We start from the raw sequence: 16,735 nt of genomic DNA on the forward strand, positions 1-16,735 counted from the left end.
GATTGCTAGAACATGATCGGCCCGTAACGCGGGCCTGGGTACTTCACCCAGATCTAAAGACAGACCACAGCCGCCGTGCCGCAGGCCCCGCGCTTGAAGAAGGCGTGTCGCTTGCGGCCGCCTTGCCTGATTTGCAGGTTGTGGGTGCTGATATTGTACGTCTGCCAAAAATCCATCCGGGTAAGCTGTTTGGCAAAGGCAAAATCGCAGAGCTAAAGACAGTCTTCGAGACGAATAAGGTCGAGCTGGTTTTGATCGATGGCCCAGTGACACCAGTACAGCAGCGTAACCTTGAAAAGGAATGGGGTGTTAAGCTGCTTGACCGGACCGGGTTGATCCTCGAGATTTTTAGCGACCGCGCGCGGACCTCTGAAGGTGTGCTTCAGGTCGAGATGGCAGCGCTGTCTTATCAGCGCACGCGTCTGGTGCGGGCGTGGACCCACCTTGAACGTCAGCGTGGTGGGCTTGGCTTTGTTGGTGGTCCGGGTGAAACTCAGATTGAGGCTGACCGCCGTGCGATTGACGAACAGCTGGGGCGCTTGCGCCGTCAGTTGGCAAAGGTCGTTAAGACACGCGAATTGCACCGTGCGTCTCGCGCTAAGGTGCCATTCCCGATTGTTGCCTTGGTTGGTTATACCAACGCTGGTAAATCAACGCTGTTCAACCGGCTGACAGGTGCCGAAGTGTTCGCTAAGGACATGCTATTCGCGACGCTTGATCCGACTATGCGTAAGATCGTTCTGCCTACGGGTGACGAAGTGATCATGTCCGATACTGTGGGCTTTATCAGTGACTTGCCGACCGAACTTGTTGCCGCGTTTCGTGCGACACTTGAAGAAGTGCTTGATGCCGATCTGATCGTGCACGTGCGTGACATCAGCCACGAACAGTCCGAAGAACAGTCACAAGATGTGATGACAATTTTGCAAAGCCTCGGCGTTGCCGAAGAAGCCCCATTGATTGAAGTGTGGAACAAGATCGACCAGCTATCGCCGGAAGATCACGACGCGATGGTCACGCAAGCGGCACGCACAGATGATCTGTTTGCAGTGTCAGCGATCACCGGCGAAGGGATGGACGCGCTATTGGCGGCGATCCCAGATAAGCTCAAAGATCCGCGCACCGAGGAAAGCATTCATCTTAGCTTTGCCGACGGACGGAAACGCGCGTGGTTGTTCGACGCCGGTATCGTGACGAACGAAGAGCAGACCGAAACAGGTTACGATCTTACCGTGTTCTGGACAGCGCTACAGCGCGAACGTTTCGTCCGACTTTAAGGTTTGGGGGTCAGTACCGTGACCCCCACAGCCGCCGCCCGTGCCAACGCCGGGTCTAGCGACATCGGGATATACTCTCCGCGCCGCCATAGTTCACCTAGGTTGTCATAGTAGCGCGAAAGCGGGTGCCCGGATTGCCCGGTTGCCGTCACAAAGACTGAACTGTCAGGATCAGCAAAATCATAGACACCACGATAACCTGCGGCATGCACGTTCTGGAACGGGGCTGGCCCAACACCGGATGTTTTTCCGCGCTGCAATGTATTGTCGCCGCCGCTTGTTGATTGGCGGATATTGACGACCCAATTCAGAATTGGTGTTTGGCCCAAAACGGCATGATCATGTTTTGCGACATGCGCGTCGCCCCAACGGACAGCTTCGATTGCCGTGCCGTGGTTTTCGGTAATCCAGATCAACGCGTCGTCCAGAGCTTGGCGGGCGATGTCTGTGCAGGTTTCGACTGGTGCCGATTGGATTACATCGCACCAAATGCCAGCGCCATCGACATTGCGGAAGACACGTTCAATAAACACAGGGTCAACATGCGTGAACTCAGCCGAGAGAGGCCCAAGTTCGTCACGGATTAGGCGCTGTTGCACCGCGCGTACCCAAGCCGCATAGATCAGGGGTTCGGGCAAGTGTTCGTTCATTTCGCCGTTCCACGCCGATAGAAGATCAAGTGCGATCTGCCTGCGCCGTTCGGGTGTATCTTCGGGGGCCGCATCACCAGTGTACCAAAGATCAGCGCCCATCAGTGCTGAAAGCGTCCGCGCAGTGAAGCTGACGGTATCCAACTGCGCCTCAATAAAGCTGTCACGGGTGTGGACTTCGCGGGCTTGCATCAGTCGACGCCAGCGATTGATCCGCTGCGTGTCGCCCCAAAGGTACGACACATGGCGCGGGAAATCGCGATCAACCGTTTTGTTGTTGGTATTGCCGATGATCCCGCCTTCTGGGTTCAAGAAAATCGGGTTATCGCTATAGGGGAAACGACCCTGCCACCGGTTTTCGGGCAGGTACCCAAATGATGGAAGGCGACCGCGGCTTTGATGGTTCGGATCACGTGCCGGAATTGCGCCAATGGTTTTCATCGCGATGCGGTTTCGATCCGCAAGCGTCAGGTTCAGCGCAGGTGCAATAAAGGTTTCGCCGGCGCGAATGGCCTCATTCACTGTCCGGGCGCGCATGATACCCATGGCGGCAGAAATCGACGTATCACGATCTGATAGGGCGCTCCAAGCGATTGCGGTCACGTGATCGGGCGGCGTGATTGTCCCTAGGTTAAACTGGTTGCCAGACATGACCGGCCCATTTGCCGTCCAGCGTAGGCGCAATGTGACGGCTGGTGCGTCCTTAATGTTGACGATGCTGTCACGGGTGCGGAACGGCACCCAACCATCAGGCCCACGATATTGGTCGCGGTTGTCGGGGTTCACTTCTTCGATCATGATATCAAGATCGTCGACATAAGCCGCCGTAATACCCCAACCCAGGCTATCCCCACGGCCCGACATGATCAGCGGTAGTCCCGGAATCGTAGCGCCAATCACGCCGCCGCTTTCAAGCTCTAGCCGGGCGAGATACCAGATCGTTGGCGCTGTCAGTCCCAGATGCGGGTCGTTAGCAAGTAGCGTTGATCCGGTTGCCGAACGGTCAGCATTTGCGGCCCACGCGTTTGATGCACCGGCAAGCTCTGGCGGGTGAAATGGCGACAATGGATCGGACGCCAACTGCGTATCAGGTGTGAACGACGGGACATCGGGCACAAGGCTCGCATATGCGGGAAGGGCGGCGATTCCACTTGTCGGATCGTCAGGCATGATGTCGCGCAGACGGTCATTGTCGATCAAAAGCGAAGTGCGCGCGCGTAATACTTCATTCGCTAGATTTGGCGAGAGTTGCAGCGCCATTAGTTTTAGAATTGCGATGGAATCCGCTGGCTGCCAAGGTGAAACGGGATGGCTAAACAGCCACATCTCGGGCGCGCCACGACCACGCGCTCCTGCGTTCACTTCATTCAGCCAAGCATTCACACCCGCAGAATAAGCATTCAGGGCCGCAGTCGTTTCCTCATCCTGCGCCTTTTCTGAAGCGACAGAGAGGTTGTAGATGTCGTAGCGGCGCATCGCTTCGTCGATCTTTAGCGTACGTTCGCCGAATAGTTCAGACAGTCGACCCTGTACCGTGCGGCGCAACATCGTCATCTGCCATAGCCGGTCTTGGGCATGGGCATAGCCAAGCGCAAAGAATACGTCCTGGTCGTTGGCACCAAAGATATGGGGCACGTTGGCGTTATCGCGCACGATCTCAATCGTCGCGCTAATTCCAGCCACATCGGTCTGGGCATCGTAATCGGGCAGGGACCGCGACGCAAAGTAGTAGGCCAGTGTAACGTTCGCAACGCAAAGAACAATCAATGCAGTTGCGAACCAGATAAGCCAACGGAAAATCAGCGCCATAGGAACCTCGGGGTTTTTTGTTGGCCCCGTTGTACCAATGCTATCAGGAAGAACAAGCTAGCGTTCTGGGATCAGGCCTCTTGGGCTGAAACGCAGCACCAACAACAGGACAAGCCCCATGGTCAGTAGGCGCATATGAGCTGCAGATTCGATCATCCGCTCCTTGAGTTCACTGCCGTCAGCCAAACCGCTGGACAGGATATTCATCAAACCAAGGCCCATTGGTTCGACCTGAACCCATAGCCACCAGATCAGAATACCACCAAGAACAGCGCCAAAGTTATTGCCGGAACCGCCAACGATCACCATGACCCAGATCAGGAAGGTAAAGCGTAGCGGCTGATACGTGCCGGGCGTCAGCTGACCATCAAGCGTGGTCATCATCGCGCCGGCAATCCCGCAGATTGCTGAGCCAAGGATGAAAATCTGCAGATGGCGGGCGGTGACGTCTTTGCCCATAGCTTCGGCTGCGGTTTCATTGTCGCGGATTGCGCGCATCATACGGCCCCATGGGCTGTTAAGTGCCTTTTGCGCCAACCAAAGCAATACCAGCAGCACAATCGCGAACAGAACTGTGTAGCACAGTTTAGTGTAGATCGTGGATGCAGTGACCGGGTCAAAGCCAAAGCTTGCCGCACGCGCGACAAAGCCCGGATCACTTTGTAGCGTGACCTCATAGGGAACAGGACGGGGCAGGCCGTTCACGTTTTTAACGCCACGTGCCAACCAGTCTTCGTTTTTCATGACGGCGATAATGATCTCTGCAATGCCAAGTGTCGCAATCGCCAAGTAATCAGACCGCAGGCCAAGCGCTGTTTTCCCAATGATCCAAGCAGCACCAGCTGCCAGCAGACCACCCATCGGCCATGCCAATAGGATGAAATAGTCGGGCAGGAGCATGTCATTGGCATCGCGGTGCGGGCCAAAGATGTTCAAACCACCAAGATAACCTGTGGAAGCAGGATCAACCGCCTCAATCCCGGCGACGCCTGCATCAAAGACAGCACGGTAAATCACGAAACCAACGATAAGCGCTGCAATCGTACCCAATGTACGCGCACGACCTGTTAGTTTCTTGCGGAGGAACACAACGGCGACCACAGTCGCAACCCCCAGCAGCAGCCCTGCGATAACTTGCAAGCCGCCAGCTGACCATGCCTCGCCCACTGGGGGCATGCCGATCAGAACGGTGGCCAACCCGCCAAGCGCGACAAAGCCCATGACGCCGATGTTAAACAGCCCGGCAAATCCCCATTGCAGGTTTACGCCAAGCGCCATGATCGCCGACACAAGCCCCATGTTCAGGATGAACAGGGCAGAGTTCCAGCCTTGCACAAATCCGGTGCCAACGAGTAGCAGGCCAACGAATGCGAAAAGCAGTGTGTTTTTCAATGCAGGGTTCATACGGATTGCCCCTTGAACAGGCCGGTCGGTTTAAACAGCAGCACGATAATCAAGATCGCAAAGCTGACGGCGAATTTATAATCGGTAGACATCAACTGGACGAGGCCATCAGGCTCAAGGCTATCTGGCATCATATATACCAGCACCTTTTTCCATGCGTAGGTGATCGTAACTTCGCTGAATGCGATGACGAAACCACCTGCGATGGCGCCCAATGGGTTGCCAAGGCCACCAACGATGGCAGCAGCAAAGATAGGAAGCAGTAGCTGGAAGTATGTGAAGGCTTTGAAAGACTTATCCAAGCCATAAAGAACACCTGCTGTGGTCGCGAGTGCGGCAACAATCATCCACGTAACCTTAACCACCCAATCAGGGTTAATCCCGGAAAGAAGTGCCAAATCTTCGTTGTCAGAAAACGCACGCATCGATTTGCCAGTGCGGGTTTTGTTGAGGAACCAAAACAGCAGTGACACAGCGATGATCGCGACGACAACGGTGATTGCCTGCGTCGTCTTGATGGCAAGACCTTCACGCAGGCCAGTCATTTCTTTGAAGTCGCGTGCGGTGATCAAGAACCGTTCACCATCGGCAAAGCGAATGTCACGCACGCCGATAATAAAGCGCACAATGCCGTTCATCACAAACATCACGCCCATAGACACGATGACAAGAATGACAGGCTTGGCCTTTTGGTCACGGTAGAATTTGTAGACCAGCCAATCGGTGAACAGGACTAAAAGGATCGTTGCACCAATGCCAAATGGCAAGGCGAGAAGGGCGGTCGGCAGTGGGCCAAAGGTAATCCCAAGCGCAAGTAGCGCATTGGTCCCGATGATCGTCATCGCCGTGCCAAAGGCCATGGTATCGCCATGGGCAAAGTTCGAGAATCGCAAGATGCCATAGATCAGCGTGACACCAAGCGCACCGATAGCGAGCTGCGCACCATAGGCTAGGCCCGGTACGATGACAAAGTTAGCGAGGGCCACAAGGGCGTTTAAGAAGTCCATTAGTGTCCAGGTCCTCTGGTGCAGGTTCCGCTATATTCACGATAACCAGTTACGACTGGTTCGTTTGCAGTGTATTCGACGATCATCTCTTCGAAACGGGCTAAACCACTTTCATATACTGAAAGAGTATCACCGCGCCCGATATGTGACTGCCCATCATGATGGTATATTTCAGCGCCATCGACCGATGACCTAGAATAGCATTTCATGGCGTCGCCGATAAAAGAGCTTTCGCAGTACATTTCCGGACCACTGGAATTTTCATTGCGAAGAAGAAGCGTCATGGCTTTAACGTCATTCTGTAAATCACAGCTATAGACCATAATATCACTGTGTTTTTCGTTTGTTAGAGACGCCGATCTGGCTGCACCGTTACTGTAAACTGCATTCGGTCGCTCCGAGATACATCCGGGCAGCATGAGAGCCACGGCACCTAATGTGGATAACTGCTTCATCCGCCCAGAAAACTCCGCCGTACGTCTTCGTCGGCAAGCAGTTCCTTACCGGTACCAGTATGCGCATTGCGGCCCTGCACTAAAACATAGGCTTTATCTGCAATTTCAAGTGCTTGGCGTGCGTTCTGTTCGACCATTAGGATTGGAATGCCTGTCCGGGCAACCTCAATGATCCGGTCGAAAAGCTCGTCCATCACGATGGGCGACACGCCTGCGGTGGGTTCGTCCAACATTAGCACTTTGGGTTGTGTCATGAGTGCGCGACCGACGGCGACTTGTTGGCGTTGACCACCTGACAATTCGCCTGCAGCTTGGTTGCGTTTTTCCTTTAGGATCGGAAACAGGTCGTAAACCTGCGTCATCGTATCCTTGAAATCGTCGCGACGGATAAAGGCACCCATTTCTAGGTTTTCTTCAACCGTCATCGACGTGAAAATATTGTGGGTTTGGGGCACGAAGCCCATCCCCTTAACGACGCGTTCCTGCGGCGACAGTTTGGTAATGTCTTCACCATCCAGACGCACAGAGCCTGAATTCACGTTCAACATGCCAAAAATGGCTTTCATCGCGGTAGATTTGCCAGCCCCATTGGGACCAACAATCACTGCGATCTCGCCTTTTTCGGCGGCAATCGTACAGCCATGCAAGATATCAGGACCTTTGCCATAACCACCGGTCATGGCGTCGCCGATCAGAAACGGTTCGCTCACTTGTTAATGTACTCCGACAAGAAGGGCAGATAGGTGGTTAGCGCGTTGCGCATCAGCGCCTGCTCGGATCCATCCGCGTGATAGAGGTAGATGTAGTACAATGTGCCGGCTGCGCCCAATACGGCACCAAGCAACACGGTTAGTAAGAATTTCATGTCATAACCTTATCTTTGTTTTTTAAGCCGGTGCCGAGGTAAGCCTCGATCACCTGTTCGTTGGCTTTGATTTCGGCCAATGTCCCTTCGGCCAAAACGTGGCCCTCGGCCATACAAATAACTGGGTCACAAAGGCGGCCAATAAAATCCATGTCGTGTTCAATCACGACGAATGTGTAATTACGTTCTTTGTTCAGGCGAATGATCGCGTCGCCGATCGTGTTCAATAGGGTGCGGTTCACGCCTGCGCCGACCTCGTCCAGAAAGACGATCTTGGCGTCGACCATCATAGTACGCCCAAGTTCGAGCAGCTTTTTCTGTCCGCCGGACAGGTTACCTGCTTTTTCGTCTTTCAGGTGGTCGATTGTCAGGAATTCAAGAACTTCATCCGCTTTGGCAAGCAAGGCGCGTTCTTCGTTCGCGATCCGTTTGCGGCCAAACCATGCGTTCCACAGCGTTTCGCCGGATTGCGCGCCGGGCACCATCATCAGGTTTTCGCGCACTGTCATAGACGAAAATTCATGCGCGATTTGAAACGTGCGTAGCAGCCCCTTGTGGAACAATTCGTGCGGTGGAAGCCCTGTGATGTCTTCGCCCATCATGGTTACGCGGCCAGATGTCGGCTTAAGAACGCCTGCGATCACATTGAAAAGCGTGGTTTTTCCGGCGCCGTTTGGTCCGATAAGGCCCGTGATAGACCCTTGTTCGATGCGCAACGACGCCCCATCAACGGCCCGAAAACCACCAAAGGTTTTCACCAAATTCTCGACAACGATCATATCTTCCTCTCGCACGCCTTTTTGGCATGTCTATTAGATGAAGCGGCGCAGTTTCCTGCGCCGCTTCGACTTTGGTGCGATATATTAGCGGTAACCGATTGTCGAATACTCGCCGTCAGCGAATTCGATTTCTTGGTAGTTACCAGCAGATTCACCGGGTCCGATCAGTTCAACTGCGGATGCACCGACGTAATCGATGTCTTCGCCAGCTGCGATCAGCTCAAGGCCTTTGGCCAGTTCACCAGGGTAGATTTCAACACCGGGTGCGTTTGCAACGTCAAAGACGTGGTCCTTGAATGCAGCAGAATCGCTGGAACCTGCAGCCTGCATCGCCAACATGATCAGTGCCGCAGCATCGTATGATTCTGGTGCAAATGCGCCTGTGCCGTCGAAACCAGCTGCTTCGGCCATTTCAACGAATTTTGCAGCGCCCGGGCTGTCGGTGCCGGGGTAAGCGCCATAAGAACCGTTCAGTTCTTCGCCAAAGTTTTCGTTCAGCTTTGCGCCAACCATCCCGTCAGGGAAGTAGAACGTGTCGAACGCGCCAGAATCGAGCGATGAACGCACGACGCCTGAACCGCCTTGGTCAACGTAGCCAGCTACAACCAGAACTTCGCCACCAGCAGATGCCAATGCGCCAACTTCAGCAGAGTAGTCCGCTTTGCCGTCTTCGTGCGCTGCAGAGATTGTTACTGTACCGCCAGCAGCTTCGAATGCTGCTTGGAATGCATCAGCCAAGCCTTTGCCGTAGTCGTTGTTTGTGTAAGTCAGTGCGACTTCTTCGACGCCACGATCCTGAAGGATTTCAGTGATGATAACACCCTGACGCGCATCAGAAGGTGCTGTACGGAAGAACAGGCCGTCGTCTTCGGCAGTCGATAGGCCCGGTGATGTCGCGGATGGAGAAATCATCACAACGCCGTTTGCACGCGCAACGTTCTGCAGAATCGCACCAGTCACACCAGAACAATCCGCGCCCATGATCGCGTTCACGCCATCAGAAGTTACAAGACGTTCTGCTGCCGCTGTCGCCGCACCGCTGTCGATACATGTGCTGTCACCGCGTACAGAGGTCACTGTCGCGCCGTCCAAAAGTGCACCAGATTCGGTGACTTCGGCCATTGCAAGCTCTGCGCCTGCGCCCATAGCAGGAGTGATCGACTCAAGTGGGCCTGTAAAGCCAAGCACAACGCCGATTTTCACTTCGTCAGCAGCCATCGCGCCACCAGCAATCATTGTCATGGCAGATGTCGCCATAAGTAATTTTTTCATTTTAGACTCCCAGTTGGTTTTTTTTCGTGTTCTGGGAGGCAGCTTATCAGCGTGTTTCCAAAAGGAAAGTCTGAACGAAAGGTCAATTTCCTCGAAATGGTAAAGTTATGCAGCGCAATACCGCTGTGATGCTTGATTTTGCAACAATCAGGCCAAGGATTTGTTTTTGTCGGTGATTACGCGCGCGACGCGTGACTGCCACGTTCGCGGTAAGGTGTCGTATCATAATGCGACCTGTAACACTTTGAAAAATGCGATGGTGACGCAAATCCGCAAGCTAGGGCGACGTTAATTACTGTCATATCGGTTTGCATCAGCAGATTGCGCGCCTTTTGTAGACGCAATTCCATATAATAGCGCTTTGGGCTTCTTGATAGATAGCGTCGAAATAACCGTTCCAACTGCCGTGTCGACATACCAACATCAGAAGCGAGCGTCGCCGGGCTGATCGGTTCTTCGATGTTTTCTTCCATCATTTTAATAACGCTGGAAAGTTTCGGGTGTCGGACGCCAATGCGCGTCGGGATTGATAGCCGCTGTGTATCTTGGTCCGTGCGGATCGAGGAATAGATCAAAATGTCGGCTACAGCATTGGCTAGATCCTCACCGTGGTCGTCAGCAATAAGTTTAATCATCAAGTCGAGCGACGCTGTGCCGCCAGCCGTTGTGATACGGTTTCCGTCAACAACAAAGACTGATTTAGTGAGCGTAACATCCTCGAACTCTTCAAGAAAGCTGTCGTGATTCTCCCAATGGATTGTGGCGCGCTTTCCATCCAGCAGGCCAGCCTTTGCAATGGTGTAACCTGCGGTGCAAAGCCCAGCGATTGTTGCACCACGCCGCGCTTCGCGTCTAAGCCAGTTTAACAATCGTTTGGTCGTTGCGATTTTAACGCCGATACCCCCACACACCATAATCGTGTCGTCGCGATCAGTTTCGCCGAGACTATGTTCAACACGAAATGCACAGCCGCTTGAACAAACGGTATCTTCGCCATCTTCGCTGACAATTGTCCATGTATACAGGGACTTCCCTGCGGTGCGGTTCGCAATCCGCAAGCTCTCCAACGCAGCGGAAAAGCTAATCATCGTGAAATTGTTCAACAGAACAAACACAAAATGTCGTGGCTTGCCGCTGTGATCTACGTCGACGATTTGTGGGTCTGCATACATTGGCGTTGTCCGAAAAGAGTATCGAACGACCGAACCAGTTTTGACTTTAGCGATCAAGCCCCAAATTGACGGAAAGGCAGTTTCTGGGATGTATTGCACTTTCGTATTGGCCCTTAGGGCTGTGCGCGTTATACGGACCACCTAAAATTAGTTCACTATGACTGCAAATGGAGCAATAAAATGACTAACTGGCAAAAATCTGACTGGCGCAACAAGCCCCGGGTACAGATGCCTGAGTATACCGACGCAGCCGCGCTTAGCGCTGTCGAAGGTCGTCTTGCCAGTTATCCACCATTGGTTTTTGCTGGTGAAGCACGCAAACTGAAACAACAGCTCGGTGCGGTAAGCCGTGGCGAAGCGTTTTTGTTGCAAGGCGGCGACTGCGCCGAAAGCTTTGCCGAATTTGGTGCCGACGCAATTCGCGACACATTTAAAGTGATGCTTCAGATGGCGATGGTTTTGACCTATGGCGCAAAGGTGCCTGTGGTTAAGGTCGGTCGTATGGCGGGCCAAATGGCCAAGCCACGTTCAGCGCCAACTGAAACAGTCAACGGTGTTGAGTTGCCAAGCTACCGTGGTGACATCATCAACGGTTTCGATTTCACACCTGAATCGCGTATCCCAGACCCAGAGCGTATGTCGCAAGCCTACATGCAGGCGGCTGCGACATTGAACTTGCTGCGCGCGTTTTCGACAGGTGGTTTTGCCAACGTTCACGAAGTTCACAAATGGACTTTGGGCTTTACCGACACCAACGAAGTTAAGAAATACAGCGATATGGCCGCCCGTATCACTGATACGCTTGATTTCATGGAAGCTGCTGGCCTGACCACAGAGACCAACCATGAACTACAGACGGTTGATTTCTACACCAGCCACGAAGCGCTGTTGCTCGAGTACGAAGAGGCGCTTTGCCGTTTGGATTCGACGTCTGGTAAGTGGCTCGCGGGTTCCGGCCACATGATCTGGATCGGTGACCGTACACGTCAACCAGACGGTGCGCATGTAGAGTTCTGCAAAGGTGTGCTTAACCCCATCGGCCTGAAATGTGGCCCGTCGATGACCTCTGGCCACCTTAAGGCGTTGATGGCATCGTTGAACCCTGAAAACGAAGCGGGCCGTCTGACACTGATCGCACGCTTTGGTGCGGGTTCCGTTGGTGAACACCTGCCTCGCCTGATCAAGGCCGTCGAAGAAGAAGGTGCAAACGTCGTTTGGACCTGTGATGCGATGCACGGCAACACGATCAAATCGACAACGGGCTATAAAACGCGTCCGTTCGATAGCGTGCTGCGCGAAGTCAAAGAATTCTTTGCTGTTCACAACGCAGAGGGCACGATCCCAGGTGGCGTGCACTTTGAGATGACAGGTAAAGACGTGACTGAATGCACCGGCGGTATCCGCGCCGTGACAGACGAAGACCTGTCTAGCCGTTACCACACAGCTTGCGATCCGCGTCTGAACGCGTCTCAGTCGCTAGAATTGGCGTTCTTGGTTTCCGAAGAACTGTCGGCACGCCGTAACAAGCTGGACCAAGCTAAAGCAGGCTAATCAGCCGTTATTGATAACCAAACGAAGGGCCGGATGCGTTGCGTCTGGCCCTTTTTCGTGGGCGGGCTGCGGGTGGCTTTGGGCTGACGCCAGCTTCACGCCAAGAGTTTCGTGGCGCAGTGGCATGTCTTTGGCGATCTCAAACCGGCGTGGGCGGTTCCCACGTGGGCCTTCGGTCACGATAGCACCTAGCATACGATTGGTTTGGCCCGTTTCGTCGCGCAAGGGCAGCATAAGCATGGTACCTGTCAAAGGTGCACGCACAATATTTCCCGGTGAGCATAGTGGCACGGCAATGATCGCGGGTTCGGAAAATGCCTTGTCGACCAGTGCAATGATCTCATCACGTGCACTGGGTGCAAAAAAGGTCCCAATCGGCATACCCCGCGCATCCATTTTTAGTAAATCATGCAATTGCTGCCCTGCGACCCGCATCCGGGCAACGCCGGGTGATATGCGCTGTAAGATGAATGTATGGGGCAGGGCGTTGTCAATTTGACGTGGTTGTATGTCATTTCGTGAAGGTATTTGGCCGGCATGACGAAGTGCCTGCCAGTATGCCTCTAGGCTTTGCAGGATGGGATCATTCGCGCCGGGCATCTCGTGGTTGGGGCGAACCGGTATATTTCTAACGACTTCCATGTGATCCTCGATGATCCTTTAAACTCAAAACTTAGGATAATTAGCTTTTCCTTTAAGTAGAATTTAACACAGTTTGATCATGGTTTCATTTAACAAAGTGTTAAACGGTTAACGCGCGTAGGCTTGCCCAATGGACCATTTATCCAATAGGACCAATGCAAACAGTAGCGTAGGCGGTAACACATGACCCAATCGATGACAGCATTTGCAAGCAGGACAGGGGCGCTTGGCCCTGTATTATGGAGCTGGGAAATGCGGGGCGTGAATGCGCGTGGCTTTGATCTTCGGTTACGCATGCCCGAAGGGCTGGACGGTGTGGAACCTGCGCTGCGTTCTGCGGTGGGCGACGCTATCGCGCGCGGGAATGTGACTGTGAACCTACGGTTAAACCGCGAAGAGACAGCTGGTGAGCTTGCCATCGATGAAACCCGGCTAGACGCCGTGCTTGCTGCGCTTGATACCGTCCAAGAACGCGCGTTCACCAAGGGCGTGACCCTTGCGCAACCGACCGCAGCTGATGTTTTGGGGCAGCGCGGGGTTTTGGTCGCTGCACAGCCGCAAGACGACGCTGAACAACTGGTTGCCGTGTTAAAATCAGACATCCCGTTGCTTTTGGCCGATTTCTGCGAAATGCGCCGTACCGAAGGAGCCGCATTGCACGACGTTGTTGCAGGGCAGCTAAACCAGATCGCAATACTGACTGAGGATGCGGCGAAAGCGGCGGCTGATCGTGCGCCACAAGTGCAAGAAAACCTAACGAATGCGCTTCGCCGCGTGTTGGACGACGTTGCCGAAGTCGAAGAAGGGCGTATCGCCCAAGAGCTTGCCTTGCTTGCAATGAAAAGCGACGTGACCGAGGAAATAGACCGTCTAAAGTCGCATGTCCAAGCAGCACGCGATTTGCTTGCCGATGATAAACCATCTGGCCGCAAGTTTGATTTCCTCGCGCAGGAATTCAACCGCGAAGCCAATACACTCTGCGCCAAGGCGCAGTCCGCGCCGCTAACCGCAATCGGGCTTGACCTGAAAGCCGTGATCGACCAGATGCGCGAACAAATTCAGAATGTGGAGTAACTGATGTCCCGACGCGGCCTTTTGATCATTCTTTCGTCACCTTCAGGGGCGGGAAAATCAACGCTCGCTGGGCGTTTACGCAAATGGGACGACAGTTTACGTTTTTCCGTTTCGGCAACCACTCGCGAACCACGCGAAGGTGAAGAGAACGGCAAAGACTATTTCTTTGTGTCGGTGCCCGAGTTTCAAGAGCAAGTCGCAAGCGGCGATATGCTGGAACATGCGCGGGTCTTCGGGAACTACTATGGATCGCCCAAGGCGCCCGTACAGGCCGCGATCGAAGCGGGGCGTGATGTCTTGTTTGATATCGATTGGCAGGGTGCACAGCAGATCAGCAACTCAGCACTGCAGGAACATGTGCTGTCGATCTTCATTCTGCCTCCGTCGATTACAGAACTGCACCGTCGTTTGGTCAGTCGCGGTCAGGATGCAGCCGAAGTCATTGAAAAACGGATGCAAAAAAGCTGGGATGAAATTAGCCACTGGGATGGGTATGATTATGTTCTGATCAACGACGATTTGGACGCGACCGAAGAGCGCCTTAAGACAATCATCAGTGCAGAGCGTTTACGTCGGTCCCAGCAGCCAGACTTGGTAAACCATGTCCGCGAATTACAAACTCAATTTGGAGAGCGCGAATGACACTTTATGCGTTAGGAGATAGGCAGCCGTCTGTTGCTGATAACGCGTGGATAGCGCCGGGTTGTCATATTATCGGTAATGTTACGTTATCTGAAAAGTCATCTGTATGGTTCGGCACGACGATGCGCGGTGATAATGAAATGATCACAATTGGTGCGGGGAGCAATGTTCAGGAAAACTGCGTTTTTCACACTGACATGGGGTTTCCGCTGACCGTTGGGGCAGGATGCACGATTGGGCACAAGGCCATGCTGCACGGCTGTACCATTGGTGATGACAGCCTTATCGGTATGGGTGCCACGGTATTGAATGGCGCGATCATCGGCAAAGGGTGCTTGATTGGCGCGGGTGCGCTGATCACAGAAGGCAAGGTCATCCCCGATGGGTCACTTGTCATGGGCGCGCCCGGTAAAATCATCCGAGAACTTGATGCTACAGCGCGCGCTAGTCTTAAGGCATCAGCCTTACATTATCAGGAAAACGCTGCAAAATTCGCACGAGACTTAAGGCCGCTTTAGGCTGGCACCATCAGAATATCAAACCAAACACCCGGCGCATGAGAGTTTACCTCTTGAATGACCGCGTGTCGGTTGGGAAGTGTATTCGAAATCGCGCAGTAACGACCGAGATATCCAAAATCATGCAGCCGTTCTGCGACGTCTAATGCATCAAATGTATCTGCAATCAGCGGAGACAAGATCGTTTCAGGCGCCATCTCAGCGATGGATTGTTGATCTAATGCCGAAATAGGGATGACTTTTATGCCATCAATTGGCGGAATACTGCGCCCCTGTGCTATCCATCTGACGACATCCCCAACAACCATTGTTTTGGGTTTCGCGCGACGCGACATGGGGAAAGGTAGGATTTTTGCGGTGTTATCTTGGATGGACATTAAACAATCAACTCTTGAATGGCTTCACAAATAAAAACCTGTGTGGCTTATTTTAGCTTTGCTGAATAACTAGGTTGGCGCAATTGATTTTTGACGTCAGAACTTGTGTGAGAATAATTTTAGGAATATATCTTGGTCTACTATCATATTGGCGATGTCATTGCAGCTATCCCGATGCCAATTCTTGTCATCGGGCCGGATGATCGGGTGCGCACAGTTAATCCTGCGCTAGAGGCGATTTTTGGGCCTGGGTTAGTTGGTAAACACTATATTTCTGCCCTACGCCAACCCAGCGTTGTTGAGGCAATCACCACGTTACGAGGTGGTGGCACGTCTGCGAATGTCCGTTTCATTAATCGTGATGGTGCAAAGGATACGGTGTACCGTGTTGCGGTTTCGCCTGCTGGTTCTGATATCGTGCTGAGCTTTGAAGATCAGACTGCATCGGAAGATGCTGGTAAAATGCGCCGCGATTTTGTCGCCAACGTGAGCCACGAATTGCGCACGCCATTAACCGCCTTGATGGGGTTCATAGAGACCTTAGGTGGTGCTGCCCGGAATGACGCCGCTGCGCGGGACCGGTTTCTTGGCATTATGTCACATGAAGCAACCCGCATGACCCGTTTGGTTGATGACCTGTTGTCGCTTTCGCGTGTCGAAGAGGATGAGCGTGTCCGGCCGCGTGAACATGTTGACCTACCGGCGCTACTCAGTTCTGTAATCAAAGGTCTAGAACCACAGGCCGCCGCGGCAGGTGTCACTGTGACCTTGGGTAATGCTGGCGACGGTGACATGGTGCCGGGCGATGCCGGGCAATTGGTCCAAGTATTCACGAACTTGGTCGAAAATGGTATTAAGTACGGCGCGAGCGGGCACAGCGTAAGTGTAACCATCTACCCATGTGCCATGGATCTGCGGCTGCGTTCGCAAGCCGTTCAGATCAGCGTCACTGACGAAGGCGAAGGGATTGCACACCATCATATTGCGCGTCTAACTGAACGTTTCTATCGGGTCGACAGCCACAGGTCCCGCGAAATTGGCGGTACGGGGCTTGGGCTTGCTATTGTAAAGCACATCGTGAATCGGCACCGGGGAAGGCTATTGATTGAAAGCGAGCTGGGGTCAGGGACAACAATTTCAGTTTTTTTGCCCATTTCGTAGGGCGTCATAAAACTTTTACATTAATGTCACAAAAGCTTCGGGAGCGACTTCTAAACGAAGCGCAATGGTTGCGCGGTTCG

17 protein-coding genes are annotated in these 16,735 nt (G+C 53.4%); 6 read left to right on the forward strand and 11 right to left on the reverse strand.

What is annotated here, in order from left to right; all coding sequences use genetic code 11:
* The first annotated feature begins 2 nt into the window (after positions 1 to 2).
* Positions 3 to 1,277, forward strand: a complete 1,275-nt coding sequence (hflX, locus tag CLV80_RS02220) for a GTPase HflX (RefSeq protein ID WP_106354295.1) — start codon at positions 3 to 5, stop codon at positions 1,275 to 1,277.
* Here the strand turns inward: hflX and CLV80_RS02225 are convergent.
* The 9 genes from CLV80_RS02225 to CLV80_RS02260 all read right to left on the reverse strand — a co-directional run bounded on the left by CLV80_RS02225 (position 1,274) and on the right by CLV80_RS02260 (position 10,690).
* On the reverse strand, positions 1,274 to 3,736 hold the full coding sequence (locus CLV80_RS02225; RefSeq protein WP_106354297.1) for a penicillin acylase family protein: 2,463 nt from the start codon (positions 3,734 to 3,736) through the stop codon (positions 1,274 to 1,276). The genes hflX and CLV80_RS02225 overlap by 4 nt on opposite strands.
* 57 nt (positions 3,737 to 3,793) lie before the next feature.
* Positions 3,794 to 5,140: a branched-chain amino acid ABC transporter permease gene (locus tag CLV80_RS02230; RefSeq protein WP_106354300.1), complete on the reverse strand. Its 1,347-nt coding sequence runs from the start codon at positions 5,138 to 5,140 to the stop codon at positions 3,794 to 3,796.
* The gene (locus tag CLV80_RS02235; RefSeq protein ID WP_106354302.1) at positions 5,137 to 6,147 is read right to left on the reverse strand and encodes a branched-chain amino acid ABC transporter permease; all 1,011 of its coding nucleotides are present in this window, start codon (positions 6,145 to 6,147) and stop codon (positions 5,137 to 5,139) included. The genes CLV80_RS02230 and CLV80_RS02235 overlap by 4 nt, the downstream gene beginning before the upstream one ends.
* On the reverse strand, positions 6,147 to 6,602 hold the full coding sequence (locus CLV80_RS18360) for a hypothetical protein (RefSeq protein ID WP_165793298.1): 456 nt from the start codon (positions 6,600 to 6,602) through the stop codon (positions 6,147 to 6,149). Before CLV80_RS18360 ends, CLV80_RS02235 begins: the two co-directional genes overlap by 1 nt.
* The gene (locus CLV80_RS02245; protein ID WP_106354307.1) at positions 6,599 to 7,312 is read right to left on the reverse strand and encodes an ABC transporter ATP-binding protein; all 714 of its coding nucleotides are present in this window, start codon (positions 7,310 to 7,312) and stop codon (positions 6,599 to 6,601) included. Before CLV80_RS02245 ends, CLV80_RS18360 begins: the two co-directional genes overlap by 4 nt.
* Positions 7,309 to 7,467 (reverse strand): hypothetical protein, encoded by a 159-nt coding sequence (locus tag CLV80_RS18365; protein ID WP_165793299.1) that lies wholly within the window; start codon positions 7,465 to 7,467, stop codon positions 7,309 to 7,311. The genes CLV80_RS02245 and CLV80_RS18365 overlap by 4 nt, the downstream gene beginning before the upstream one ends.
* Positions 7,464 to 8,246 carry an ABC transporter ATP-binding protein gene (locus tag CLV80_RS02250; RefSeq protein WP_106354309.1) on the reverse strand — a complete coding sequence of 261 codons (783 nt, stop codon included), beginning with the start codon at positions 8,244 to 8,246 and terminating at the stop codon, positions 7,464 to 7,466. Before CLV80_RS02250 ends, CLV80_RS18365 begins: the two co-directional genes overlap by 4 nt.
* Positions 8,247 to 8,330: 84 nt before the next feature.
* Positions 8,331 to 9,518, reverse strand: coding sequence for an ABC transporter substrate-binding protein (locus CLV80_RS02255; RefSeq protein WP_106354311.1), 1,188 nt, complete (start codon positions 9,516 to 9,518; stop codon positions 8,331 to 8,333).
* A gap of 176 nt (positions 9,519 to 9,694) precedes the next feature.
* Positions 9,695 to 10,690, reverse strand: a complete 996-nt coding sequence (locus CLV80_RS02260; RefSeq protein WP_106354313.1) for a GlxA family transcriptional regulator — start codon at positions 10,688 to 10,690, stop codon at positions 9,695 to 9,697.
* 180 nt (positions 10,691 to 10,870) lie between these two features.
* On the opposite strand from CLV80_RS02260, the gene CLV80_RS02265 reads away from it, so the two are divergent.
* Complete coding sequence (locus CLV80_RS02265; RefSeq protein ID WP_106354316.1) at positions 10,871 to 12,241, forward strand: class II 3-deoxy-7-phosphoheptulonate synthase; 1,371 nt, start codon at positions 10,871 to 10,873, stop codon at positions 12,239 to 12,241.
* Here the strand turns inward: CLV80_RS02265 and CLV80_RS02270 are convergent, their stop codons facing one another.
* Positions 12,242 to 12,883 (reverse strand): PAS domain-containing protein, encoded by a 642-nt coding sequence (locus CLV80_RS02270; protein ID WP_106354318.1) that lies wholly within the window; start codon positions 12,881 to 12,883, stop codon positions 12,242 to 12,244. It lies immediately after the preceding gene.
* A 183-nt stretch (positions 12,884 to 13,066) separates the two neighbouring features.
* On the opposite strand from CLV80_RS02270, the gene CLV80_RS02275 reads away from it, so the two are divergent.
* From CLV80_RS02275 to CLV80_RS02285, 3 genes are read left to right on the forward strand one after another with little or no spacing between them, the layout of a single operon-like run.
* On the forward strand, positions 13,067 to 13,957 hold the full coding sequence (locus CLV80_RS02275) for a YicC/YloC family endoribonuclease (RefSeq protein WP_106354320.1): 891 nt from the start codon (positions 13,067 to 13,069) through the stop codon (positions 13,955 to 13,957).
* Between the two features lie 3 nt (positions 13,958 to 13,960).
* Positions 13,961 to 14,599 (forward strand): guanylate kinase, encoded by a 639-nt coding sequence (gene gmk / locus CLV80_RS02280; RefSeq protein WP_207766473.1) that lies wholly within the window; start codon positions 13,961 to 13,963, stop codon positions 14,597 to 14,599.
* Entirely contained in the window at positions 14,596 to 15,117 is a 522-nt protein-coding gene (locus CLV80_RS02285; protein ID WP_106354324.1) for a gamma carbonic anhydrase family protein, read from the forward strand. The genes gmk and CLV80_RS02285 overlap by 4 nt, the downstream gene beginning before the upstream one ends.
* Here the strand turns inward: CLV80_RS02285 and CLV80_RS02290 are convergent.
* Entirely contained in the window at positions 15,114 to 15,494 is a 381-nt protein-coding gene (locus CLV80_RS02290; RefSeq protein WP_106354326.1) for a hypothetical protein, read from the reverse strand. The genes CLV80_RS02285 and CLV80_RS02290 overlap by 4 nt on opposite strands.
* A gap of 174 nt (positions 15,495 to 15,668) precedes the next feature.
* Here CLV80_RS02290 and CLV80_RS02295 point away from each other — a divergent pair, with 174 nt between their 5' ends.
* Positions 15,669 to 16,655, forward strand: coding sequence for a sensor histidine kinase (locus CLV80_RS02295; protein WP_106354458.1), 987 nt, complete (start codon positions 15,669 to 15,671; stop codon positions 16,653 to 16,655).
* The last annotated feature ends 80 nt before the right edge of the window (positions 16,656 to 16,735 follow it).

Source organism: Yoonia maritima, assembly GCF_003003285.1.
Taxonomy (GTDB): Bacteria; Pseudomonadota; Alphaproteobacteria; order Rhodobacterales; family Rhodobacteraceae; genus Yoonia; species Yoonia maritima.